The sequence below is a fragment of the Streptomyces sp. NPDC056486 genome (assembly GCF_042795295.1).
In the GTDB taxonomy this organism is placed as follows: domain Bacteria; phylum Actinomycetota; class Actinomycetes; order Streptomycetales; family Streptomycetaceae; genus Streptomyces.
Window position 1 is genome coordinate 15,942 of sequence record NZ_JBHTSF010000003.1, and the last position, 24,093, is coordinate 40,034.

At 68.8% G+C, this 24,093-nt stretch carries 21 protein-coding genes; 5 read left to right on the forward strand and 16 right to left on the reverse strand.

The genetic code is table 11. The annotated features are described in order from the left end of the window. Window positions 1-77: 77 nt before the first annotated feature. Entirely contained in the window at window positions 78-983 is a 906-nt protein-coding gene (locus ACFQ7F_RS02505) for an NAD(P)H-binding protein (RefSeq protein ID WP_383264899.1), read from the reverse strand. A gap of 173 nt (window positions 984-1,156) precedes the next feature. Here ACFQ7F_RS02505 and ACFQ7F_RS02510 point away from each other — a divergent pair, with 173 nt between their 5' ends. Beyond that, a complete protein-coding gene (locus tag ACFQ7F_RS02510; RefSeq protein WP_383264902.1) occupies window positions 1,157-1,990 on the forward strand; it encodes a helix-turn-helix domain-containing protein in 834 nt (277 codons plus the stop codon). Between the two features lie 110 nt (window positions 1,991-2,100). Next, the gene (locus tag ACFQ7F_RS02515) at window positions 2,101-3,405 is read left to right on the forward strand and encodes a low temperature requirement protein A (RefSeq protein ID WP_383264904.1); all 1,305 of its coding nucleotides are present in this window, start codon (window positions 2,101-2,103) and stop codon (window positions 3,403-3,405) included. Window positions 3,406-3,431: 26 nt separating this feature from the next. Here ACFQ7F_RS02515 and ACFQ7F_RS02520 read toward each other — a convergent pair whose 3' ends face one another. The 4 genes from ACFQ7F_RS02520 to ACFQ7F_RS02535 all read right to left on the reverse strand — a co-directional run bounded on the left by ACFQ7F_RS02520 (window position 3,432) and on the right by ACFQ7F_RS02535 (window position 8,626). Then, the gene (locus ACFQ7F_RS02520; RefSeq protein WP_383264906.1) at window positions 3,432-5,264 is read right to left on the reverse strand and encodes a glycoside hydrolase family 15 protein; all 1,833 of its coding nucleotides are present in this window, start codon (window positions 5,262-5,264) and stop codon (window positions 3,432-3,434) included. A 67-nt stretch (window positions 5,265-5,331) separates the two neighbouring features. Then, window positions 5,332-6,627 carry an MFS transporter gene (locus tag ACFQ7F_RS02525; RefSeq protein ID WP_383264909.1) on the reverse strand — a complete coding sequence of 432 codons (1,296 nt, stop codon included), beginning with the start codon at window positions 6,625-6,627 and terminating at the stop codon, window positions 5,332-5,334. Between the two features lie 33 nt (window positions 6,628-6,660). Then, window positions 6,661-7,611 (reverse strand): alpha/beta hydrolase, encoded by a 951-nt coding sequence (locus tag ACFQ7F_RS02530; RefSeq protein ID WP_383264911.1) that lies wholly within the window; start codon window positions 7,609-7,611, stop codon window positions 6,661-6,663. Between the two features lie 13 nt (window positions 7,612-7,624). Continuing rightward, entirely contained in the window at window positions 7,625-8,626 is a 1,002-nt protein-coding gene (locus ACFQ7F_RS02535; RefSeq protein WP_383264914.1) for an alpha/beta hydrolase, read from the reverse strand. Window positions 8,627-8,730: 104 nt separating this feature from the next. Here ACFQ7F_RS02535 and ACFQ7F_RS02540 point away from each other — a divergent pair, with 104 nt between their 5' ends. After that, the gene (locus ACFQ7F_RS02540; protein WP_383264917.1) at window positions 8,731-9,738 is read left to right on the forward strand and encodes a LacI family DNA-binding transcriptional regulator; all 1,008 of its coding nucleotides are present in this window, start codon (window positions 8,731-8,733) and stop codon (window positions 9,736-9,738) included. 41 nt (window positions 9,739-9,779) lie between these two features. Here ACFQ7F_RS02540 and ACFQ7F_RS02545 read toward each other — a convergent pair whose 3' ends face one another. The 10 genes from ACFQ7F_RS02545 to ACFQ7F_RS02590 form a co-directional block, all read right to left on the reverse strand. Further along, entirely contained in the window at window positions 9,780-10,949 is a 1,170-nt protein-coding gene (locus ACFQ7F_RS02545; RefSeq protein WP_383264920.1) for an acyl-CoA dehydrogenase family protein, read from the reverse strand. Between the two features lie 10 nt (window positions 10,950-10,959). Further along, entirely contained in the window at window positions 10,960-11,790 is an 831-nt protein-coding gene (locus ACFQ7F_RS02550; protein ID WP_383264922.1) for an SDR family NAD(P)-dependent oxidoreductase, read from the reverse strand. A 62-nt stretch (window positions 11,791-11,852) separates the two neighbouring features. Then, window positions 11,853-12,257 (reverse strand): MaoC/PaaZ C-terminal domain-containing protein, encoded by a 405-nt coding sequence (locus ACFQ7F_RS02555; RefSeq protein ID WP_383264924.1) that lies wholly within the window; start codon window positions 12,255-12,257, stop codon window positions 11,853-11,855. Continuing rightward, a complete protein-coding gene (locus tag ACFQ7F_RS02560; RefSeq protein WP_383264927.1) occupies window positions 12,254-12,736 on the reverse strand; it encodes a MaoC family dehydratase N-terminal domain-containing protein in 483 nt (160 codons plus the stop codon). The genes ACFQ7F_RS02555 and ACFQ7F_RS02560 overlap by 4 nt, the downstream gene beginning before the upstream one ends. After that, entirely contained in the window at window positions 12,733-13,923 is a 1,191-nt protein-coding gene (locus ACFQ7F_RS02565; protein WP_383264929.1) for a lipid-transfer protein, read from the reverse strand. The genes ACFQ7F_RS02560 and ACFQ7F_RS02565 overlap by 4 nt, the downstream gene beginning before the upstream one ends. A 104-nt stretch (window positions 13,924-14,027) precedes the next feature. Next, window positions 14,028-15,593 (reverse strand): long-chain fatty acid--CoA ligase, encoded by a 1,566-nt coding sequence (locus ACFQ7F_RS02570; protein WP_383264931.1) that lies wholly within the window; start codon window positions 15,591-15,593, stop codon window positions 14,028-14,030. Then, a complete protein-coding gene (locus ACFQ7F_RS02575) occupies window positions 15,590-16,852 on the reverse strand; it encodes an MFS transporter (protein WP_383264934.1) in 1,263 nt (420 codons plus the stop codon). Before ACFQ7F_RS02575 ends, ACFQ7F_RS02570 begins: the two co-directional genes overlap by 4 nt. After that, the gene (locus ACFQ7F_RS02580; protein WP_383264937.1) at window positions 16,849-18,327 is read right to left on the reverse strand and encodes a carboxylesterase/lipase family protein; all 1,479 of its coding nucleotides are present in this window, start codon (window positions 18,325-18,327) and stop codon (window positions 16,849-16,851) included. The genes ACFQ7F_RS02575 and ACFQ7F_RS02580 overlap by 4 nt, the downstream gene beginning before the upstream one ends. Window positions 18,328-18,423: 96 nt before the next feature. Beyond that, window positions 18,424-19,602: a TetR/AcrR family transcriptional regulator gene (locus ACFQ7F_RS02585; RefSeq protein ID WP_383264940.1), complete on the reverse strand. Its 1,179-nt coding sequence runs from the start codon at window positions 19,600-19,602 to the stop codon at window positions 18,424-18,426. A gap of 145 nt (window positions 19,603-19,747) precedes the next feature. After that, entirely contained in the window at window positions 19,748-19,900 is a 153-nt protein-coding gene (locus tag ACFQ7F_RS02590) for a hypothetical protein (RefSeq protein WP_383264942.1), read from the reverse strand. Between the two features lie 160 nt (window positions 19,901-20,060). Here ACFQ7F_RS02590 and ACFQ7F_RS02595 point away from each other — a divergent pair, with 160 nt between their 5' ends. Beyond that, window positions 20,061-20,696 (forward strand): GNAT family N-acetyltransferase, encoded by a 636-nt coding sequence (locus tag ACFQ7F_RS02595; RefSeq protein WP_383264944.1) that lies wholly within the window; start codon window positions 20,061-20,063, stop codon window positions 20,694-20,696. Window positions 20,697-21,293: 597 nt separating this feature from the next. After that, a complete protein-coding gene (locus tag ACFQ7F_RS02600; protein WP_383264946.1) occupies window positions 21,294-23,390 on the forward strand; it encodes a DUF6351 family protein in 2,097 nt (698 codons plus the stop codon). Between the two features lie 96 nt (window positions 23,391-23,486). Here the strand turns inward: ACFQ7F_RS02600 and ACFQ7F_RS02605 are convergent, their stop codons facing one another. Next, a complete protein-coding gene (locus ACFQ7F_RS02605; protein ID WP_383264949.1) occupies window positions 23,487-23,960 on the reverse strand; it encodes a GbsR/MarR family transcriptional regulator in 474 nt (157 codons plus the stop codon). Window positions 23,961-24,093 lie beyond the last annotated feature (133 nt).

Sequence of the window (24,093 nt, forward strand, 5' to 3'; positions counted from 1 at the left end):
AGACCTGTGCAGCGCCACCATGTTGCAACGGCCCCGCCATGGGCCTGCCATGCGCACGTTACGACCTCCGCAACAGGTCAATCCGGCCGGACCGCGCGGTACCGGGGAGCGAATTCCTCCTCGATGAACCGTTCGATGGAGGTCGGGGTGGAGGTGCGGGCGGTACGCGGCTGCTCCGTCCGCGTGTACCGGGAGTTGATGGCTTCGCCGACCTCGGCCATCATGTCCGCGACGTTGACGGACACGCCTTTACTGCGGAGTTCCGCATGGAAGTCGGCGATGCTGGTCTGCTCATAGGTGAGGTCGTCTGCACGCACGGCGTCCGCGATCACGCCCACGGCTTCCCGCATGCTCACGTCGCGTTCCCCTTGGAGCTCCAGGACCTCCGTACCGTGCCAGGTCCCGGTGGCGAGCTCCTCCCCGGCTCGGGCCCCGATATCAGGGGTGGTGACGAAGGGCAGGGGGATGTCGGGATCGAAGGGGGCGCTGATGCGGTGGTGGGCCCTGGCAGCGTCGACGTGGTCCAGCAGATTCTCCATGAAATACCCGGCCCGCAGCCACAGCGTGTCGACTCCGGGGACGGTCGAGAGGCGCTGCTCGAAGCGGTGGAGCCCCATGACCGGTCCGGTGCCTCTGGGGTGTCGGGCTCCCCAGCTGCTGAGCCCGACGACGCGGGTTACGCCGGATTCGGTGACTGCCTTGGTCAGCGAGGCCGCCACCTGGTCCTGGAAGGCGCCGAAGTCGGGGTGGTCGGGAATGTAGTTGGGCTGGATCACCGCGTAGATGCCCTCAGCACCACGGAAGGCATGCGTCAGCGCGGCCGGGTCTGTCGGGTCGGCTGCCCACACCTCTGCGCCCCGTGCGGCGAGGTCGGCGAGCCGCTGGGCCGACCGGCCGACGGCTCGGACGCGGTGTCCGGCTGCGAGCAGGTGCACGGCGGCGGCCCGTCCGGTGCGGCCACTGGCGCCGGTAATGACGAACATCGATGTATCTCTTTTCCTTGTCGTTCTGTACTGGTGCGGGCAGGGGAAGCGAGGCCGTGGCTCCGCTGAGATCCCCGACCTTTCGGTAAGCGTTCGACAAGCTAGTGACCCGGCGAGCCGGGCGGGTAGGAGCGATACACCCACCCCGGAGGCCCAGTCCTTACGCTGGTGGCATGAAGGCTTCAAAGGAGCACGGCGGCGGCGAACCATTGGCGGCCTTCCTGCGTGCCAGGCGGAATCAGGTGCGGCCCGAACATCACTGGCTGGCCGCGGGGGCACAGCGCCAGGTCCCCGGGCTGCGGCGGGACGAAGTGGCGCTCCTGGCCGGGATCAGCACCGACTACTACGTGCGCCTCGAACAGGGGAGGGAACGCCGACCGTCCCGCGCTGTGGTGCAGGGCCTGAGCAAGGCATTGCTGCTTGACGCCGTGGCAGCGCGATACCTGCGCGAACTCTCCGATACAGGGGCTGCCGTCGGCGGAGAGGCAGAGACGCCCTGTATGGACATGAACACGGATCGCCTGGATGCCGTGCACCAACTGCTCGGCTCCATGACGGTGCCCGCCCTGCTGGTGAACCGATGGCTCGACATCGTGGACAGCAACGCACTCGGCGATCTTCTCCACGAAGGGTTGGCACCCCGGGACAATTACGCCCGCCTGGTCTTCCTCGCCCCCGGAGCACAGGCATTCTTCACCGAGTGGCCCGAACTCGCCCGCTGCATGGTGGCGGCCCTCCGCGTACAGGCCGGGTCCGAAGCGGGGTCAGCCCGCCTGACACGGCTTGTGAAGGAACTGGCCGCGCACAGCGATGTCTTCAGAAACGCCTGGGGTGAGCACCACCTCTATGAGAAGGCGATCGACCACAAACTGTTCCGACATCCAAGGGTCGGATCGCTCGCACTCGACCAGCACGTCCTGGAACTGCCGGGAAGCGAAGGCCACAGGATCTGGGCCTTCCACCCGGCGGACGACGCGACCTCGGACGCCCTGCTCCTCGCGACGTGAGACGGGCGCGCGTCCGCGTCGGCAGGGCATGGCAGGGCGAAAGCAGCCGTGCAGACCGGCGCCGTGCGGCGCGAGCCCTGTAGCGGACGACATCAGAAATGATGCTGCACATGGATGACCCCCAGCGCCCCAGCAACTCCGACGCCCTCGGCAAGACGCCTCTGTCACGTCTGTCACGCCGACTGATCCCGATGACCGGTCGTGACCCGGAAGAACACGGGCGGGTCTCCTCGCCCCTTGAGCTTCTGTTCGACCTCACCTTCGTGGTCGCCGTCGGCACCGCCGCGTCCCACTTCGCCGAGATGGTCGCCGCCGGGCACGCCGGTCAGGCGGTCACCGCGTTCGTCCTCGCGATGTTCGCGATCAGCGTCGCCTGGATCAGCTTCAGCTGGTTCGCCTCCGCGTTCGGCACCGACGACTGGCTCTACCGCGCCCTGACGATGGTGCAGATGATGGGCGTCGTCGTCTTCTCGCTCGGTCTGCCGGCGATGTTCCACTCCGTCGAAGAGGGCGGGCACCTCGAACTGCGGGTCATGGTCATCGGCTACGTCGTGATGCGTATCGCCATGCTGCTCCAGTGGTGGCGCGCCGCCCACGACTCCCCCGCCTTCCACGACGTCGGCATGGCCAACATCCGCTGGATCTCGATCGTCCAGCTCGGCTGGATCGTGGTCGCCTTCACCCACCTGCCGCTGGCCGCCGTGTTCACCGCCTTCATCGTGCTCGGGGCGCTGGAACTGGCCTTGCCGTTGCTCGCCCAGGGACGCGCGGGCGGCACGCCCTGGCATCCCCACCACGTCGCCGAGCGCTACGGCCTGTTCGCCATCATCGTGCTCGGCGAGGGTGTCGTCGGCACCGTCGCCTCCTCCGGAGGCCTCCTCGGCGGCGAGGACGGCACACACTGGAGCGGGAACGCGATCGCCGTCGTCGTCGCCGGTGTCGGACTGACCTTCGGCATGTGGTGGGTCTACTTCGCCACCCCCTTCGGTGACGTCCTCGCACACCGCCGGGGTCGCGGCTACCTCTTCGGCTACGGGCACATCCCCCTGTTCATCGGCATCGCCGGCGCGGGCGCAGGACTGCACGTGGCCGGACTGCAGCTGGAACACCACTCCGAGCTCAGCGACGCCGCCGTGGCCCTGTCCCTGGCCATCCCGGTCGGCCTCTACCTGTTGATGGTCTACCTGCTGCACACCCTGCTGCTGTCCGCGACGGACCGATTCCACCTGCTCCTGATCTCCCTCACCCTCGCCGTACTGCTCGTGGCCGTCCTTCTGGCCGCCGCCGGAGTCGCGATCGCGGTCTGCCTCCTCCTCATCATGCTCGCCCCCCTCGTCACCGTGATCGGCTACGAAACGATCGGCCACCGCCACCAGCAACAGATGCTGCAGAACCTCGCCACCGAAGACCGCTGACGGGACCCGACGGTGCTCCGCCCGGCTCATCCCGGCGGGCAGCCCGCGGGACCTCTGAGGCGAAGGGCGGTGTCGATCAGGGGTACGTGGCTGAAGGCCTGCGGGAAGTTGCCCACCTGGCGCTTGCGGCGGGGGTCCCATTCCTCGGCGAGGAGACCGAGGTCGTTGCGGATGGCGAGGAGCTTCTCGAAGAGTTCGTGGGCTTCGTCGACGCGGCCGATCAGGGCCAGGTCGTCGGCGAGCCAGAAGGAGCAGGCGAGGAAGGCGCCCTCGTCACCGGGAAGCCCGTCGACGCCCGCTTCCCCGCCTGAGGTGGGGTATCGGAGGACGAAACCGTCGGGGGTGAGGAGTTCGCTCTGGATGGCCTCGATGGTGCCGATGACACGTTTGTCGTCGGGCGGGAGGAAGCCGACCTGGGGGATGAGGAGGAGGGCGGCGTCCAGTTCCGCGGAGCCGTAGGACTGGGTGAAGGTGTTGCGGTCGGGGTCGTAGCCGCGTGCGCAGACGTCGTCGTGGATGTCGTCGCGCAGTGTGCGCCAACGGTCAAGGGGGCCCTCGATGGTGGTGGCTTCGAGGAGTTTGACGGTGCGGTCGACGGCGACCCAGGCCATGACCTTGGAGTGGACGAAGTGCCGGCGCGGGCCGCGGATCTCCCAGATGCCCTCGTCCGGTTCGCGCCAGTGCTGCTCCAGATAGGCGATGAGGCGCAGTTGGAGGAGGTTGGCGTAGTCGTTGTGGGCCAGGCCGGACACCTGGGCGAGATGGAGGGCCTCGACGACTTCGCCGTAGACGTCGAGTTGGAGCTGTGACGCGGCGCCGTTGCCCAGGCGTACGGGAACGGAGTTCTCGTAGCCGGGCAGCCAGTCGAGTTCCGTCTCCGTCAACTCCCGTTCGCCTGCGATGCCGTACATGATCTGTAGGTTCTCCGGGTCACCGGCGACGGCGCGCAGCAGCCAGTCGCGCCAGTCACGGGCTTCGTCGCGGTAGCCGGTGCGCATGAGGGAGGAGAGGGTGATGGCGGCGTCGCGGAGCCAGGTGTAGCGGTAGTCCCAGTTGCGCACCCCGCCGATGTCCTCGGGCAGGGACGTGGTGGGGGCGGCGACGATGCCGCCGGTGGGGGCGTACGTGAGGGCTTTGAGAGTGATCAGGGAGCGCACCACGGCCTCGCGGTAGGGGCCCTGATAGGTGCAGTGCGCGACCCATTCGCGCCAGAACTCCTCGGTCGCGGCGAGCGCGGCCTCCGGGTCCGTGCGCTCCGGCGGGGGCAGGTGGGAAGGCTGCCAGGTCAGCGCGAAGGCGACGCGTTCACCTGACGTGACAGTGAAGTCGGAGTAGGTGGTCAGGTCCCGGCCGTAGGTCTCGGCCTCACCGTCGAGCCACACCGAGTCGGGACCGGCCACCGCCGCGGTACGGCACCCGTGCCCGTCCTCGATTCGGTGCACCCAGGGCACGACACGTCCGTAGGAGAAGCGCATGCGCAGGGCGGAGCGCATCCGGACGCGGCCGGAAACTCCTTCGACGATGCGGACCATGGTGGGGTTGCCGATGCCCTCGGTGAGGTGTCGCGGGGGCATGAAGTCGATGACCCGGACGGTGCCGTGCGGGGTGTCCCACTCCTGTTCGAGGACGAGGGAGTCGCCGCGGTAGCGGCGGCGGTCCGCCGGTGGGGCGGGGGCCGCGGCGGAGTCGGCCGGGCCGATCCGCCAGAAGCCGTGCTCATCGGTGCCGAGCAGCCCGGCGAAGACGGCCGGGGAGTCGAAGCGGGGCAGGCACAGCCAGTCGACTGCCCCGTCCCGGCTGACCAGGGCGGCGGTCTGCATATCGCCGATGAGCGCGTAGTCCTCGATGCGGGCTGCCACGTGGTTCTCCAGTTCACAGGGTTGGTGCTCGGTAGTGCTTGGTACAAAAAGATCGGCGCGCCCGCCTCTAGGGCACGCTCTTGATCGGCAGGACGGCGAGTGCGCCGAGCGTCGAGGCGATCACTGCGGCGCCGAACAGCGCGACGTAGTTCGGCCCGGCGTCCCCGATCGCCAGCAGCAGCGTCGCCAGGACGGGGACGAGGAGGTTGGGGAGCTGGTAGGAGAGCGCGATGACGGCCAGGCCGGTCCCGGCGTCGGCGGAGTCCGGCAGCAGCTCCGTCATCATGGCGACGTCGACGGACACGAAGGCTCCCTGGCCCATCCCGGCGAGGGCGATCCCCACGGCGAATGTGGTCAGGTCGTGGGCGAAGAGGCTGATCAGCAGTCCGACCGCGGTGAACAGCGCCGAGCACCACACGATCGTCTTGCGTTTGCCGGTGCGATCGGAGATCCAGCCGAACACGAGGGTCGTGACGACGCTGAACGCGAAGAACACGCCCAGTACGGTCCCCTGTTTCGATGCGGCGTCATCTGAGGCGATGCCGAGCCGATCGGTGAGGAAGTAGAGCAGGTAGGTGACCACCGAGACCAGCGAGATGGTGACGAGCAGCCGGCACGTCCATGCCCAGGCGAAGTCCTTGTGCCGTAGCGGGTTGATCCAGTAACTGCGCAGCAGACTCCGCCAGTCCACCGGCACTGGCTCGGTGCGCACGATGTCTCTCAGGACCAGCACCACGCCGATACTGGCGACGAGCGCGATCGCGGCCGGTATGCCGAACCAGTACAGCGGATTCCCGGGCAGCGCCCCCACCAGCGAACTGCCGATGACCGGCGCGATCCCGGTGCTGAGCCCGAACGTCGCCGCGACGCGGGCCCGGATCCTGGTCGGGATCTGGTCGGCGAGCAGCGCGTTGAGAGCCATGCTCGTGGCGGCGAACCCGGCCTGGGCGACTCCCCAGCCGGCGATGACGAACGCGACGTTCGGCGCGAGTGCGAGTACGAGCATCCCCGACGCTCCGACCAGGGAGCCGCCGAGGATGAAGGGCCGCCGGATACCGGCACGGGAGGTCGAGACATCGCTGAAGCGGCCGAGCGGCGCCGTCACCAGGACGATCAGAACGCCGCCGAGGGCGACGGTCAGGGAGAGCGTCTGGGTCTTGTGCGCGGGATCCAGTTCCGACAGGCGGAGCGGGATACTGACCGCCGGCGCGGAAACGCCTGCGAGTGCGACACCGAAGTAGGCGAACACGAACAGCGGCAGGAAGAGCGCGGGCTGTCGGCGGCCCCGGAACGCCGCTGGGTCGGCCGGGTCGGCGAAATCGGCTGGATCGGCGTCCTGGGCCAGTTCTATGGATCCGGACATCATCGTCCTCTGTTCTCTTGCGGCTTGCTCTGATCAGTCGTGGAGTGTGCGCAGGGCCGTGGCGATGGCCGCCTGCCCCGTTCGTGCGGTCAGGGAGGCCCGCTCGTACAGGCCGCCTTCGTGGGTCAGGCCCACAAGACGCAGCGCTGCCACGGGGATCCCGGCACCGGCGAGGGCCGCCGCGTACGCCTCGCCGTCGCCGCGGAACGGATCGCATTCAGCGGTGACGATGTATGCGGGCGGCAAGTCGCGGAAGTCCTCGGCGAGCAGCGGTGAGGCGTAGGGGGAAAGTCGGTCCTCGGCCCGCGGGACGTAGTCGGCGATCATGTGCTCCAGAACCGCCCACTGCTCGTCGGGGAGCTCGATGGCGTCTCGGTCGGTGTGCGCCAGCGTCAGGTCGAGTCCGGGGACTTCGAGGATCTGCATCGCCAGCGGGTGCCGTGCCCGGTCGCGGTTGACGTGGGTCAGCGCGGCCACCAGATTCCCGCCCGCGGACTGTCCCGAGAGCGCGATGCGCGTCGGGTCGACACCGAGCGAACCGGCCTCGCGCACCAGCCACTCCAGCGCGGCGTAGCCCTGTTCGAGCGCGGCGGGGTAAGGGTGCTCCGGAGCGAGTGCGTAGGAGATCGCCGCGACGACGATGTTCGCCTTGGCCGCCCGCACAGCGCAGTGGGTGGCGACGCTGGGGTGGTGGATGCCGCCCTGGCGCCAGCCGCCGCCGAAGAAGTGCAGACATACCGGCAGGTTGAGGTCCGCGGCAGGCTCACGCGGGTAGTACAGGCGCACGAGCACGTCCGGGTGGCCTTCCACGGGCACGATGTGCTCGCGGGTCGGCAGCTCGGGCCCGACCGCTCCGAGCTGCGAGTACACCGCCTGCTCGTATGCGAAGGCACCTTTTCGCTGCTCCTGCGGGTCGTCCGTCGCCGGAGGTGCGGGGACGTCGAGTGCGGCGATCGCGCTGATCAGGTTGAGGTCGATGGGCATGGTGTGTCTCCGATCAGGAAAGGGTGCCTGCGGTCGGGCGGACCCGGCTGCGAAGGAAGTCGACGACTCGGCCCTGCGCCGCACGTGCGATCGCGGAGGTCCTGGTGAGCGACGTCGAGCCGTGGAGGTGCCCGGGAGCGCGCCAGGTGTCGACCGGCACGCCGGCTTCGGCGAGCCGGGCGGCGTAGCGCTCGCCGGAGTCGCGCAGAGGGTCGAACTCGGCGGTGACCACAAGAGTGGGCGGCAGTCCGGTGAGATCGGGGATCTCAGCGGGCGCCGTCCACCGGCCGACCACATCGGGAGTACTCAGATAGGCCGTGTGTATCTCGGTGAGGTCCCCGAAGTCGGACAACGCGCTGAACTCGCGGTACGAATCGTCCTGGTCGATGTGCAGGCTCGCCCCCGGGACCTCAAGGACCTGATGGTCAAGGCGCAGGCCACTGTCACGGGCGTGTGCCGCGACAAGGCCGGCGAGGTTGCCGCCCGCCGAGACACCGCCGACGCCGATCCGGCCGGGGTCGATCCCGAGCTGAGGCGCCGACTCGATGAGCCAGGTCAGCGCGTCGAGACAGTCCTCGAGCCCGGCGGGGAACGGGTGCTCGGGGGCCAGTCGGTACTCCACAGCGAAGATGTCGGTACCGCTGGCCACGGCCAGGTGACGGAGCAGCCGGTCGTTGACCACTTCGTGGACGCTGCCCAGGACGAAGCCCCCGCCATGCATGGACAGGTGAGCCAGTCGTGGCCGGTTCTCACCCGGCGGCCGGTATCGCAGGACCGTGATCTTCCCGGCGCGGGTCGGAACACGATGCTCGGTCACCACGCACTGAGCGGGTCCTGGCAGCGTGAACCGTTCGGCAAGAGCGTCGGAGAGCTCACGTGCCGCGCGGCGGCGCGGGGCCGGATCGGGCGATTGCAGGCCGGGAAGTTCTGCCGCGATTTCACCTAGGGCCACGAGCCAGCCCACTACGGCCGGCTCGCAGCCCGAGGCGCGGGCGAGGTCTGGAACATTTACCATCAAACCTCCATCGAAGTGCTTCGACGAACCACTTTAAACTTGAATGGAGGGTGCGGTCAAACACCGCGCGACCGGCGTCGGGCCTGTTCGGCTAGGGTGCTCGGGTGGCAAGTACGGACGTGACGATCTATCAGGTGGCCGAGGCCGCAGGCGTGAGCATCTCGACGGTCTCGCTCGCGCTGAACCACCCGGACCGGGTCAGCCCGAAGACCCGCGACCGGATCATCAGGGTCGCGGGGGAACTGGGCTACCGGTCCGGCGCCACGACGTCCGAGCGAGCCCGTCGCCGCAGCGGCCGTATCGCCGTCCTTGCGCCGTTCAGCAGCTATGAGACGTACCGGACCCGTCTTGTCGGCATCCTGGAGGCGTTCGGGCCCCACAACGTCGAAGTCGTGGTGCACGACACCCCGTCGGCCACCGAGTCCGCATCACCGCTCCTCGAGACCATGCCCGTCCGCGGCGATGTCGACGGACTGCTGATCATGGGCGTCCCGCTCGGAGAGGAGGGCGCCGACCGTCTCCACCGGTGGGGGCCGCCGACCGTGCTTGTCGACTCCCTGAACGCCGAGTTCACCAGCGTCACCTTCGACGACGAGCAGGCCGGTTATCTGCTGGCCACCCACCTGCTCGGCCGTGGCCACCGGAGCCTGGCCTACCTGCACGAGCCCTACCGTGCCTCGGCCTACACTTCGGCGGGCCGGCTCCGGCTCGATGGAATGGCGCGCGCGATCCGCGAGGCGGGCGGCGCCGAGCCCGAGATCGAAGACATCGCGCTTGCGGGCAACGACGTGGCCTCAGCCCGGGCTCATGCCGCCGAGTTCGCCCGCCGTGCCGAGCGGCCGACCGCCGTCATCGCCCACCACGACCTCCTTGCCGCGGGCTTCCTCTCGGGGCTGCGCGCCGCCGGGACCAGGACGCCCGACGAGGTCGCCGTCGCGGGCTTCGACGACGGACCGCTCGCAGAGGTTCTCGGTCTCACCACCGTCCGGCAGCCGTTCGCCGAATCCGGCCGCCGTGCCGCCGAACTGCTGCGGTCCCTGATCGAGAACCCGCAGCAGACTCCGTTGCGCACGCTGCTCGTTCCGCAGCTGATCACACGCGAGACCACCTGACCTGGAGCGAGTGTTCCGAACTGAGTGTTCAGGACCGAGTGTTATCGCCCGGCTGCGGCGGTCGGGTCCAGGTCGAGGGAACGGCCGATGATCTCCTTCATGATCTCCGTGGTTCCGCCGTAGATGCGGGACACTCTGCCGTCCGCCCAGGCCCTGGCGATCGGTTGATCGAGCATGTACCCGTAGCCGCCGTGCAGTTGGACGCACGCGTCCACGACGCTGCCCTGCAGCTCGGTGCACCACCACTTGGCCTTCGCCGCGTCCGGCGCGGTCAGCGTGCCGTCATTGAGGTCGCTGACGCAGCGGTCGATGTACTGCTGTGCGACATCGGTTGCGGTGACCAGTTCGGCCAGCTTGTGGCTGACGGTCTGCTGGGCTCCGATGGGCCGTCCGAAAGCATGGCGCTCCCGCACATAAGTGAGGGTCCACGAGAGCGCCGCCGTGGCTTGGGCCAGGCCCATGACGGCGATGGACAGACGTTCCTGGGCGAGGTTGCGGGTCAGCTCGGCGAAGCCCGTGCCCTCGGCCCCCAGGAGGTTCGCCCGGGGCACGCGGGCTTCGGTGAAGGCGAGTTCGGCGGTGTCCTGGGCGTGCATCCCGACCTTGTGCAGTCGGCGTCCGCGGGTGAAGCCGACGGTGTCACGTTCCACGGCCAGGAGACTGAGTCCGCGGTGCGGATGGGGTCCGGTGCGTACGGCGGTGATGACGATGTCCGCGTTGATTCCGTTGGTGATGAACGTCTTCGCTCCCTCGACGACGTAGTGGTCGCCGTCGCGTACGGCTCGGGTGCGGATCCCGGAGAGGTCCGATCCGGTGCCCGGTTCGGTCATCGCGATCGCGGCGATCAGTTCGCCGGAGGCGAGGCCGGGCAGCCAGCGGTCCTTCTGCTCGTCGTCGGCCAGGCTCAGCAGGTACGGCAGGCAGATGTCGGTGTGCAGGGCGGGTCCCAGAAGGGCCGGGGAGACTCCGGCCGCTGCCGCCTCTTCGTGGAGGACGACGCTGTAGCGGAAGTCGTGGATACCGGCGCCGCCGTACTCCTGCGGGACGGGTATGCCGAGTGCTCCGAGTGCGCCGAGCCGGGTGAACAGGGTGCGCGGCACGATGCCGTCCACTTCCCAGTCCGGGTACTGGGGGACCACTTCCTTGCTGAGGAAGGTACGGATGCTGGTGCGGTAGTCGTCGTGTTCCGTATCGAAAAGAGTGCGCTTCATTGGGTGTTCCTCACATCGAGAAGCCGCCGCCACAGACCAGGGTCTGTCCGCTGACGTAGTCCGAGTCCGGCGTGCACAGGAGGTAGACGGCACCGGCCGCCTCGGCAGGTGTTCCGGCGCGGCCGAGCGGGATGGTCTCCTCCATCGCCGCCAGGAGTTGCGGGTTGACCCCGACCTTGATGGCGTTGCCCTGGACGTCGATCGTCGCCTCGTCCTGGGCCGCCGTCTCGGTGAGCCGGGTCTTGATCAGGCCGAATGCGACGGTGTTGACGGTGACGCCGTAGCGTCCCCATTCCTTGGCGAGTGTGCGGGTCAGGCCTGTCACACCCGCCTTGGCGGCGGCGTAGTTCGCCTGTCCGGCGTTTCCGCCGAGGCCGGCGATCGAGGAGATGTTGACGACCTTGCGCCGGGTGATGGTGCCGGTGGCGGCGGCCTCCTCCTTGGCGGCGGCGCTGATGACCGGCTGCGCGGCCCGCAGAATGCGGAAGGGCGCTTTGAGATGGACGTCGAGCATGGCGTCCCATTGCTCGTCGGTGAGCTTCTGGATGACCGCGTCCCAGGTGTATCCCGCGTTGTTGACGATGATGTCGAGGCCGCCGAAGCTGTCCACGGCCGTCTGTACGAACCGCTCGCCGAACCCGGCGTCGGTCACACTGCCCACGCAGGTGACCGCTGTGCCGCCCAGTGCCTCGATGGCGGCGACGGTCTCCTTGGCCGGCTCGGCATCCAGGTCGTTGACGACGATCCTGGCGCCCTCCCGGGCCAGGCGCAGGGCGATCTCGCGGCCGATGCCGCGGCCTGATCCTGAGATGAGAGCGGACTTGCCTTCGAGTGTTCCCATGTCTTTTGTCTCTCGCTTTCTCGTGGCGCCCTCACAGGGCGGTGGTTGCTCCTGCAGGGCTCCTACAGGGCGATGGTGGCTTCGCCGCGCAGTGTCGTGGTGCCGTCGGCGAGCGTGACGGTGACCGCGATCGTGGCGATGCGTTCGCCGTCGGTCTCGTGGACGGCGGTGATCAGGCCGCGGCAGGTCGGTCGGCTGCGGACCGGTGTCATGGCGGTGAAGCGCACGCCGTAGCCGCGGATGCGTGACTGATCGGTCCAGCCGGTCAGCAGGCGGCCCAGGTAGGCCATCGACAGCATGCCGTGGGCGAAGACGTCGTCGAATCCGGCATCTCGCGCGGCGTCCAGGTCGATGTGGACGGGGTTGTGGTCGCCGGATGCCGCGGCGAACAGGGCGAGCGTGGTGCGGCTGATCTCCGGCAGCTCCAGAGGCGGCAGTTCGGTGCCGACGGTCACCTGACGGCTCATCGGGCGTTCACCTCGTTGCGGACGCCGGTGGCCGATTCGTTGCGGACGACGGTGACCGAGCGCAGCTCGGCGACCGGGCTGCCGTCGGAACGGGTCACCGTGGTCTCTTTGACGAGCAGGTCGAGCGCTCCGCCCTTCTTGCTCAGTACGTCGATGATCTCGGGGCGGGCGGTCAGTGTGTCCCCGGCGTGCGCGATGGCGTGGTAGGTGAAGGACTGTTCGCCGTGCAGGACTTGGCGCAGATCGACGCCGAGTTCGGTCAGGTAGGCGAAAGGGTCGGGCTGTTCCAGCTCGACGCCGAAGAGGAAGGTCGGCGGGACGGGCAGATCGGGGTGGCCGGCCGCGCGGGCGGCCGCCAGGTCGGTGTACACGGGGTCGCATTCCCCGATGGCCCTGGCGAAGCTGCGCAGTCGTCCGCGCTCCACGAGCAGCGTCACCGGCTGCGGCCTGGTGCCGATGGCGGTGGCCGGGATGCTCATGCCTTGTCCACCTTGGCGTAGAGGGTGACGACGGCCGCGCCGCCGAGTCCGATGTTGTGCTGGAGGGCGAGGCGGGCCCCCTCCACCTGCCGGGCCCCTGCTCTGCCGCGCAACTGGCGTACGAGTTCGGTGCATTGGGCGAGTCCGGTGGCGCCGAGCGGATGTCCCTTGGAGAGCAGGCCGCCGGAGGGGTTGGTGACGACGCGGCCGCCGTAGGTGTTGTCACCGTCGACGATGAACTTCTCCGCGGTGCCCTCGGGGGTCAGGCCCAGTGCTTCGTAGGTGATCAGTTCGTTGGTGGTGAAGCAGTCATGGAGTTCGACGACCTTCAGGTCGTAGGGATCGACGCCGGAGCGTTCGTAGACCTGGGCCGCGGCGGCCTTGGTCATGCCGTATCCGACCAGCTTCATCAGGTCGCCGTCGGCGAAGCTGTCCGGGGTGTCGCTGGTCATGGCCTGGGCGGCGATGGACACGGATGCGTCCAGGCCATGGGCCCGTGCGAAGTCCGCGCTGGTGATCACCGCTGCGGCGGCCCCGCAGGTGGGCGGGCAGCACTGAAGGCGGGTCAGAGGTCCGTGGATCTGCGGCGCGGCAAGCACCTCCTCGACGGTGACCGGCGTGCGGAAGACAGCGTCCGGGTTGTGCGCGGCATGGGCGCGTGCCTTGACCGCGATACGGGCGAAAGTGTCGGGCGCCAGACCGTGCCGCTCGGCGTAGGCAGCGCCGGCCCCGCCGAACAGGCGTGCCGCGGTGGGCGCGTCACCGGGCCCCTGGACCGCGGTCGCCACGTCATCGAACCGGGTCAGTGGGTCAGGACGATCCGGCCATACGGTGGCCAGGGCGCCGCGCCGCATCTGCTCGAAGCCGAGCGCCAGGACACAGTCGGCGGCACCGCTCTCGACTGCCTGGCGTGCCAGCCACAGTGCGGTGGAGCCGGTGGCACAGTTGTTGTTGACGTTGATGACGGGGATGCCTGTCTCACCGACGCGGTAGAGCGCCCGCTGGCCCGCCGTTGAGTCGCCGTACACGTAGCCCGTGTACGCCTGTTGGACCTGGTCGTAGGTGATGCCCGCGTCGGCGAGCGCCGCGCGGGCGGCGCGCTCGGCCATCACGTCGTAGGGCTCGGCCTTGCTGGGAGTGGTGAAGGGGATCATTCCCACGCCCGTCACACGTGCTGTTCCAGTCATGCGCTCACATCCAGTGGTGTCGTACGAAAAGAGGCCCGACAAGGCGGCGGCGTTCGGGCGCTCGGGCGTATGTGTCCCTGCCGGGGGCCTCGGTGGTGCGGGAGTCAGTGGACCGAGCGGTCGCTCTGCTCCCAGTGGGGTGCGCGCAGTTCGCGCTTGAGGATCTTTCCCGCGGGTGAGAGAGGCAGGGCGTCGGTGAATTCGACGCTGCGGGGGGCCTTGTAACCGGCGATCAGGGTCTTGGTGTGCTGCCGGATGTGCTCGGCGGTGGTGGTGTGCCCCGCTCTGAGGACGATGACCGCATGGACCCGTTCGCCCCAGTCGACGTCCGGTACGCCGATGACGGCGCAGGCGGCGACGGCCGGGTGCTGAGCGATCGCGTTCTCCACCTCGGCCGAGTAGATGTTCTCGCCACCCGAGATGATCATGTCTTTGAGCCGGTCGACGACGAAGACGTAACCCTCGTCGTCCATATAGGCGCCGTCGCCGGTGTGCAGCCAACCCTCGCGCAGGACCGCGGCGCTCTCCTCGGGCCTGCCCCAGTAACCCCGCATGATGTGGCCGCCCCGCAGGGCGATCTCACCGACGGTTCCGCGTGCCACTTCTCGGCCGGTGAGGTCCACGATCTTCACCTCGCTGTGTGCGGCCGCGCGCCCGGCCGAGCGCAGCCGCCGTCCCGCCACGTGATCCGCCCCGGTGAGCAGGGTGGCGATGGGTGCGGCTTCCGTCATGCCGTAGGCCTGGACGAAGGCGACCCCGGGGAACGCGTCCATGGCGCGCTTCAGGACCGCTTCGGGCATCGGGGACGCCCCGTAGACGATGGACCGCATGCTCGACAGATCGTGCTCGGGCAGGCTCGGGTGATCGACGAGGGCCTGGATCATCGTGGGGACGAGCAGCGCCGAAGTGGTGCGGTGCGTCTGGATCGCCGCCAGTACTGCCCCGGGTTCGAAGCCCGGCAGGATGACATGGGTGCCGCCGACGAGGTTCTGCGCGTTCCACATGGCGAGGTCGGCGAGGTGGAACATGGGGGCCGAGTGCAGCGTGCGCCCGCCCGGAGCGGCGAGCCTGCCGCTGACCTGGCTGCCGAGAGCGGACAGCGCCATGTTCGTATGGCTGAGCATGACGCCTTTGGGCGTGCCGGAGGTGCCACCGGTGTAGAAGATGCCGGCCAGGTCCTCTCCCCTGTCGCCCGTTTCGCAGGCCGCCCCGGCGTTCTCGATCAGGTCCTCGTAGGCGAGCATCCCGGCAGGAGTCGGGGCGTCACCGCAATGCACGACGGTGGCGGGAGGAGCTTCGAGGCGGGTGACATGGTCGGCGAACGCGTCGTCGACGAAGAGCACGTCGGCGCCGCAGTCGCGCAGCGAGTAGCCGATCTCCTGGGTGCTCCAGCGGATGTTCAGGGGGACGACAGCGGCGCCGATCCACCAGGTGGCGAACAGGTACTCGTGGTAGCGGTCGGAGTTGTGGGCCAGCATCGCGACCCTGTCCCCCGGTTCGGTTCCGAGGTCCCGCAGGGCACCGGCCAGGCGGGCGATCCGGTCGGCCGACTCGCGCACGGTGCGGACACGGTCGCCGCACACGGTCAGCGGAGCGTCGGGGGACTGCTGGAGCATGCGGTGCAGGGATTGGGTGAGGAGCATCGCGCCTGCCTTCTCGAGTTCGGTCATCTCACACTCCTGATCGGCAAGATGGCGAGGGCGGAGATCACGGCAAGCACGGTGGCGAGCCCGTAGAGCCCGGTGTAGCCGCCGAGCCCGATGACGAGTGCGGCGACGGCCGGGGCCAGCGCCTGGGCGCCGGAGTTGGCGATGTTGAGGATCCCCAGGTCCTTCGCGTTGTCCTCCGCGCGGGGCAGGACGAGGGTCATCAGTGCCTGGTCGACGGCCAGATAGCAGCCGCAGCCGAGACCGGCGAGCGCCATGGCCACAAAGTTCGTCGGCAGGGTCGGCGAGACCATCGGCAGGAGTGCACTGACCGCGATGATCACCGAGGAGAGGATCACGAGAGGCTTGCGACGTCCCATGCGGTCGGAGATGACCCCTGCGGGCACCAGGCCGATGACAGTGCCGACCATCATGACCGCGACGACCGCCGGGAAGATGTGGTTCGCCTCCTGCCGTGTCAGTCCGATGTGGTCCTGGAGGATGTAGAGCTGGAAGGAGAGGATCGACTGGTAGCCGAGCACCATCCCGAACCGGGCGGCGAACGCCCAGGCGAAGTCGGGGTGGCGGCGGGGGCTGATCCACAGTTCGCGCAGGACCACGGCGGGCGTGACCTTTCGCCGTCCCGGCTCTACGTCCGGCCTCTCGCGCGCCGACCTCTCGCGGGGCGGCCCCTCACGGACAAGCAGCGGGAACAGCGCGCAGCCCAGCAGGACCAGGCCGGCCAGCAGTGCACACCCCGCGACCATGCGCTGGGTGAAGGCCGAGGCGACGGCGACGCCCACCAACCCCCCGCCCAGGAGGGCGAGGCCCCCCAATGCGGAGTAGACACCCCGTCGCTCGACGGGCGTACGGTCCGGGACCACCGCGGTCAAGGGGGCGAGCGCGGCATTCAGGCAGCCGTGCGCCAGACACCACAGCACGGCGATCCACAGAAGCGAGTCGGCCAGGCCGATGAACAGGAGCGCCACGGCCCCGCCGCACATGCCGCCCACCACCCACGGCGTGCGCCGGCCGTACCGGCTCCGGGTGCGGTCGGACAGGGCTCCGGCCAGTGGCTGTGCGATCAGTCCTGCCACCGCGCCGAGCGCCACCGTAAGCCCCAGGGCACCGACTTTGGCGTCCTCGCCGACCAGCTCGGCGATCCGGTTGGGGATGAGCACGCTGGCGACACCGGAGATGGCCATGCCCATCGTCAGCTGCGTGCCGAAGTAGGCGCCCATCAGCGGTCCGTGCCGGACCGCGGGTGGGGCCAGGGCGCTCACCTGACTCCTTGCCACAGCAGCCGCTCCGCGCCTGCCAGGTCCTCGACAGGGCCGCTCTCGGTGTCGAAGCGCATCGTCACCCGGCGGTCGGGGGTGTAGGGCTCCCAGCCGGGACCGCGACCGTGCGCGAAGGCCACCCACGCGTCGTGCATTGCGGTGGCCAGGTGCTGGGGCGGTTCGTGGCCGAGCCGTCCGGTTCCGGCCGGGAAGGCGGCCAGGTTGTCGTGGACGAAGGGCAGGTCCAGGGAGTGGTCGGAGCCGCAGCCGGGCGGCAGCGCGGGGCTCGGCCAGGTGAACTCATAGGCGTGGTGCATGCCTTGGTGGGCTTCCAGAAGGCGCAGGGTCGGGATGCGGAAGGCCCAGTCGGTCCAGGCCGCCTGGATCAGTTCGGACAGATCCGCCCCGGGGCGTGACGCCTTGCGGTAGACCGCCAGATCGCCGTCGGTGAGTCCGAAGGTGTCCAGGGCCAGGCGCGCGAAGTGCTCGTCGGTGTGCCCGAGGAGACCGCGTATCGCCATGAAACCCACCGTCTCGTCGCGCGTGGTCCCGGCAAGGACCTCGACGTCGGCGGACGCACCTGCCGCCAGGGCCGTCGGCACGTCCTGCGGAAGGGAGTCCTCGTCGATCACCGTCCGGAAGGGGCTGATGAGGAAGGACTGCGCGCCCCAACGGTCCGCCTCGTTGAACTCCAGGAGGAACCGCAGCACCGCGTCCTGTGTCGCGTCGGGGTCCGCGCCGGCGAATCCTTCCACCGTGGCGGGTACGCCGAGGAGTTGAGCCATGCGGTCGGTCGCCTCCTGGGCCTGTGCCCGGGACACCGCTGTCATCGAGCAGCCGCTCTGGGAGACGGCCCGGCGGAACAAGCCCCGCGCGGAGGGCATCGCGAGCAGGTTCATGACGCTGACCGCGCCGCCGGACTGCCCGAAGATCGTGACGTTGTCGGGGTTTCCGCCGAACGAGGCGATGTTCTCGCGTACCCATGTCAGGGCGGCCACTTGGTCGCGCAGCCCCAGATTGGCGGGGCGATCGGCGACGGGGAGGAAGCCGTCGACGTTCAGCCGGTAGTTGATCGCGACGTAGACCACCCCGTCACGGGCGAACGCGGATCCCTCGTGGGCCGGAGCGGATCCGGCGCCGGTCGCGTAGCCACCGCCGTGGATCCACACCATGACCGGCAGGCCCGCGGTCGAGCGGCTCGGGTCCGGGGTCCAGACGTCGAGGGTCAGGCAGTCGCCGCCCGTGGTGGCCGGACCGTGGTAGTTGCCCAGAGGGTCGGCGGGGACGCTGGGCTGGGGACAGCCGGGGCCGGGGGTCGTGGCGTCCCTCACCCCCTCCCACGAGGACGCGGGCCGGGGAGGCGCGAAGCGCAGGGACCCGCGGGGTGGCTGTGCGTACGGGACGCTCCGGAAGACCGTGCATCCATCGCTCACCCGCCCTCGGATGCGGCCCGCCGCGAGGCATACCTCGACTTCCATGGGGTGTGTCCTTTCACCGAACCGCTTGGCTAATGGTGATTAACTTATGACGTCACACGGCAGGACTGTCAAGGGCAAGACAAGAGGTGAACCCGATCAGTGGGCGGGCAGCAGGATGCGCTCCCCCAGCACGATGACGTCGTCGGCGAGCCGCGGCCGACCCTTCAGATGCCCCGTCCGCAGTACGTCGTTGACCATGCCGAGCACCGCATGGACAAGCACCTGAGCATCGGCCTGAGCGAGCTCGGGCCGGCCTGCACGCAACAGCCGCACCCACTCCATGACGTGGTCGTGCTGGGTGCGCCGCACGTCGTGCCGCTGCTCGTCCGGGAGGTGGATCACTTCGGTCACCAGCGCCATGAACAGGTCGTTGTGCGTCTCCACGAGGCTCACGTAGGCGCGCAGCAGGGCGGCGAGTGCCTCCAACGGCGTACTCGAGGATGCCCTGGCCTCGGCCAGGGCGAGCTGCAACGCCTGGGCGCCCCGGTTGAGGGCGGCGTACAGCAGGTCGCCCTTGCTGGCGAAGTGCTTGTACACGCTCGGGCCCGCGATGCCGGCCGCCGCACCGATTTCCACGAGGCCCACCTCATGGAAACCCTGCTGTCCGAAGAATTTGGTCGCCGCGGCCACCAGGGACTCACGCCGCGAGGCGGAGGCGAGTCCCACCGGCACCGCGACGCGCCGCCCGGCCCCGACGGCACCCTCGGGCAGCCGCGTCGTGAGCACCGCCGTGAGCACCGTCTGCGCGATCTCGTACAGCAGCTCGACGAGCCGCCCCTCGGACACGCCGATCCGCGAGTGCGACGGGCTCCCTAGCTCGGCGAGCATCGCCCAGGTCAGCAGGCCGGCGTCGCCCGGTCCGAGGTCGGCTCGCCGATCTTGGACGAGTCCCTCCAGACGGGCTGCGAGCCCCCGGAACTGCTGACGCACTTCCTCGCGCACCGGCTCCGGAAGGTGCCGCACCTCGCGCTGCCACAGCACGCCGAGCTCGCGCCGCTCGACGGAGAGCTCGGCCATCGCCCATACCGCGGCATCGAGCGTGTCGGCTTCCCGCACCGCGGCATCCATCGCGGAGAACCCGTCGGCCACCACGGCGGCCAGGAGATCGTGCTTACCCTTGAAGTGCCGGTAGAGGGCAGGCGCCGAGATTCCGACCGCACCCGCGATATCACCGAGACCCACCGCGTGGAAGCCGCGCTCATGGAACTGCGCGGCGGCGGCACGCAGGATCTGGGCTCTACGGTTGGCGGGACGCTTGACCGGCTGTGTACTCACACACTTAGGCTACTCTGAATTAACCTAGCGTGAGAGGCGCTGGCCGCAAACGGTCTCGCCGGTTCGCCTGCACAAAAGCGCCCGCCGTGAATACGACCGCACCCTTGATCCCCCTGCGGCCGATGGGGCGCATTGCGGCACTCATTCATGGGCGTGGAGTCGGCTCCCCGACCTCACTGACAGCGATACCGACGCTCAGCAGTCCGAGCAGGTAAACGGCGGCAGTGACGACGGCGGCGAAGATCGCCATGCCACGCACGAAGGTCGACTCACTGCCACTGTGGTCAGGGGTGGTCACGTCGCCACCGCATCTGCCGCATGACAAGGCTTCTCGAGCTTGCCCCCTCTCCCTCGCAGAAGAGCCGTTCCCAAAACGAATGCCGGAGAACCCTCGGCAATGTAATGTCCACCCTCGGCAAGTAACCATTACTCAACTACTGCTGGCACGGGAGGACTTGATGGTTGCGGAGTTGGTGGAGACCTGGGTGGCGGGCTGGGCCGCATCGCGGCGAACGCCGCCGCCGGTCGAGATGCCCTGGGGGTTCTACATCGCGGTGGCCGACAACCGGGATGAAGTGGGACGCCATGTCCTGCCCGAGGCTGATGAGTTGCGGGTCCGCAGCGCCGCCGCCTCGGTCACCGTGCCGCGGACCTGGATGAAGATGCCCATCGAACCGGAGACGGTTGAGCCGTGGCTGTCCCCCGGGTGGGTGGTGGCGTACGAGGAGACCGGACACCTGATGGTCACCGACCTCATGGTCACCGATCCGGCCGGGCCGGAGGGGTACACCGTGACCCTGGAAACCAGTGGAGCCGTCGTCTTCGCGCGAGTGCTGGACGCGGCCGGCGAGCAGGCGGCCCAGGGGCAGATGGCGATGCTCGGGGATGTGTCGGTCATGGACCGGGTACGGACCGAGGACGCCCATCGCCGTCGCGGCCTGGGGCGGTTCGTGATGCGAACGCTCACCGACCATGCCCTGAACGAAGGGGCCGGCCTCGGCGTCCTCGGTGCGACCGACGCGGGGCGCGCGCTGTACGAGACCCTGGGCTGGAAGAAGCACGCGACCATGGCGGAATGCGTCTACCAGCCCTGAAGCACGAGCGGCAGCCGCACGCCTCGGGCAGCCTTCCTAAGTTAAAGATCAGTAGCCCTGCAAGAACCCTATTTGATCCTCGTGGAGATGGCGGAGCTACCTCTTGACGCGATCACTCCTCCCTCCACGTCCATGACTGCACGCGGTAGATAACCCACCGCCGCACACCCCTTGCCCCTCCCGACCCCTACCGTTAAGTTAAGCGCCGTTAGCTAATGGGAAGGATGGAAAGAGGCGCTGTCGGGGCGGGCCGAATCTCTCCGCGGCGGTGCTGCAGGACGGCCGTTTCCGGCGCCGGCGGGCGACAACGCCCAACTCGGGCATGGTCGAAATCGCTCCTGGCCCAGCACTCCGCCGTCGCCTCCATCGCCGTGACCGGCATCCGCGCGACGACCACAGAGGGCGGCTCCGAGTCATCGCCACGTCGACACCCGTCACCGCGGCGACCCCGACGAACTGCGCGTCGGCTGCCGGATGCCGATCGTCGACTGAAAGGCCCAGTGGGCGAGTGGGCGATCCGCCCTTCCCATGCCCCAAGGCGCGGCGCCCGACACCCGACGCATCTGAATGTCATGTCCCTGATCAAGGAGGATACGTATGCGCAGCAGACTCCGCCGCGTCGTGATCTTCGCCTGTGCCGTCATGGCGGCCACGGCGCTGACGCCGGAACAGATGGCGGCGGGCGCGGATCGGCCCCCACCCCGTATCGCGATCGCATCGACCCCGGACCGAGCCCTGACCAGCGGCGGGGACGCGCTCTTGCGGATCACGACGGCCGGCCACCAAGACCCGGTACGAGTGAAGGTGAACGGGAACGCGGTCAACGGTTTTCAACGGCAGCCCGACGGAACCCTGCTCGGCCTGGTCACCCACCTCAAGAACGGCCGCAACCGCATCACCGCCGAGGCCGACGGCCTCACGTCGACTCGCACAGTCACCAACCACCGGTCCACCGGCCCCGTCTTCTCCGGTCGGCAGGCCACGCCGTTCTACTGCGAGACGACCGCGTTCGGACTCGCCCCTGCCCGACAGCCGCTCTGCTCCGCGCCCTCCAAGGTCAGTTACAAGTACCGCAGCAAACTCGGCGCGTTCCTTCCTCTCGCCGACCCGGACCAGCGCCCGGCCGACCTCGCCACCGCGACCGTAGGCGGCCGGAAGGTGCCCTACATCGTCCGCATCGAGACCGGCACCATCAACCGCGCCGTCTACGAAACCGCCGCTCTCTACGACGGCACCGATCCCACGCCTCTGAGGCACACGAAGAGTTGGAACGGCAGGCTGGTCTACAGCTTCGGCGGTGGCTGTTCGGGCGGACACCACCAGGGTGCGCAGACCGGCGGGGTGCTCAATGACACCTTCCTGTCCCAGGGCTACGCGGTCGCCTCCTCCACTCTCAACGTGCTGGAGACCAACTGCAGCATCCCCGTCTCGGCGGAGGCGGCGATGATGGTGAAGGAGCACTTCGTCGAGACCTACGGACCGGTGAAACACACGATCGGCTGGGGCGGGTCCGGCGGCGGCATCCAGCAGTTCACCATGGCCGACTCCTACCCAGGGATCCTGGACGGGATCATTCCCATGGCCGGCTTCCCCGACCCCTTCACGATAGAGAAGAGCGTCGCCAGCGACTGCAAGTTGCTCGTACGCTACTTCGCCGGGGCCAAAAGCTCGTTCACTCCCAAGCAGCGGGACGCGGTGACCGGGCTCCTCGATTACGGCAGCTGCATAGGGGCGGACCAGACCCTCGACATACGCACCCCGGCCAAGCGCTGCGACAAGTCGATCCCCGTCACAGCGCTGTGGAACGCCACCACCAACCCCAGCGGTGTGAAATGCACGCTGATGGAGGCGTACGCCAACCAGTTCGGCCGCGACCCGAAGACCGGCTTCGTTCGCAGCACCCTGGACAACATCGGGGTGCAGTACGGCCTCAAAGCACTCAACAGCAAACAGATCAGCCCGGCCCAGTTCATCGCGCTCAACTCGGCCATCGGCGGATTCGACGACAAGGGCGCACCGGCGGCCCAGCGTTCCCTGGCGGACCCGCGGGCACTGAAGGCCGCCTACCGCGACGACCTGCTCAACAGCATGCGGTTGGGACTGCGCGGTACGCCGATCATCGACCACCGCATCCACACGGACAAGGAGGTGCCACTCGACGTCCACACCGCCCACTGGTCCTACATCACGCGGGCGCGATTGCAGGCGGCCAACGGAACCTCGGCCAACCAGGTGATCATCGAAAGCAAGTTGGCGCTGAGTGAGCAACAGACCGCGGACGCCTACGTACTGAAGTCGATGGACCGCTGGCTGACCAACATCGCGGCCGACGGGTCCTCCCGCGGCAAGCAGGCGAAGGTCATCGCGAACAAGCCCAACGGCCTTTCGGACGCCTGCTACTTGACCCCCTCCAAGCGGGTCCACACTCCACTGACATACCCGGCCAGCGGACCCTGCGCGGACAAGTACCCCATCGGCGCGGACCCGCGGCTGCAGGCGGGCGAGCCGCTGGCAGAGACCACTCTCAAGTGCGCGCTCCAGCCGCTGGACTTCGACGACTACCGCATACGCTTCACCAAGACCGAAAGGGCCCAGCTGCACAAAGCCTTCCCCAAGGGCGTATGCGACTACACCCGACCGGGCCCGGGCCAGAACGAGCGGCCGCGCACCTGGATCGACTACAGCCGCCGCTGAAGCAGCGGTTTCAGACTGCGGCGCTCCGCGTGCGCTGCTTGCCCGGGTGGCACCACCACCCGGGCAAGCAGGCGTTCCGGGGCGGTTCGCGAGTCGCTATCCGGCGTGCAGGCGCTGGTACTCGTCGAGCAGGCGGCGCAGATTCCCCACCATGAAGTCGTAGTAGGTGTGCATGTCGCGCAGCCGCGCCTGCTGAGCCTCCGGCAGGCGCCGTCCCCGTTCCTGCGCGGTCTGCGCGAGTGCGAGCAGCTGCTCGGTCTGGCCGAGCTGGTGCTGGAGGCAGCCGCTCCACGCATCGTCGCGCCACACGTAACCGGCCTGGCGCACACCGGGCGCCTTCACCCGTTCGACCGTGCCGTTCGCGATGAGCAGGCGGGTCATCTCCGACGCCGAACCCTTGCTGGCCCCCAGGGTCGCCTGCACTTCCGACAGTGTCATGGGGGTCGGACTGAGCATCAGGGCGCCCGCAAGCCGTCCGGCCATGGGCGGCCATCCCATCGCGCGCCCGATCCGCTGACCGAAGTCCTCGATCAGCGGCGCGTCGCCCGCGGCTGGGCTCCCGTCACCCATGGCTGAGCTGCTGTCGGCGGCTGGCGACACCAATCCCCCTGTACGGAAAGAAAATGAATATTCATTCTTGACTGAACTTTCCCAGTACGTCAGATTACCAGCATCCGTGCAGGAGTCACCGGCGCGGGACGCT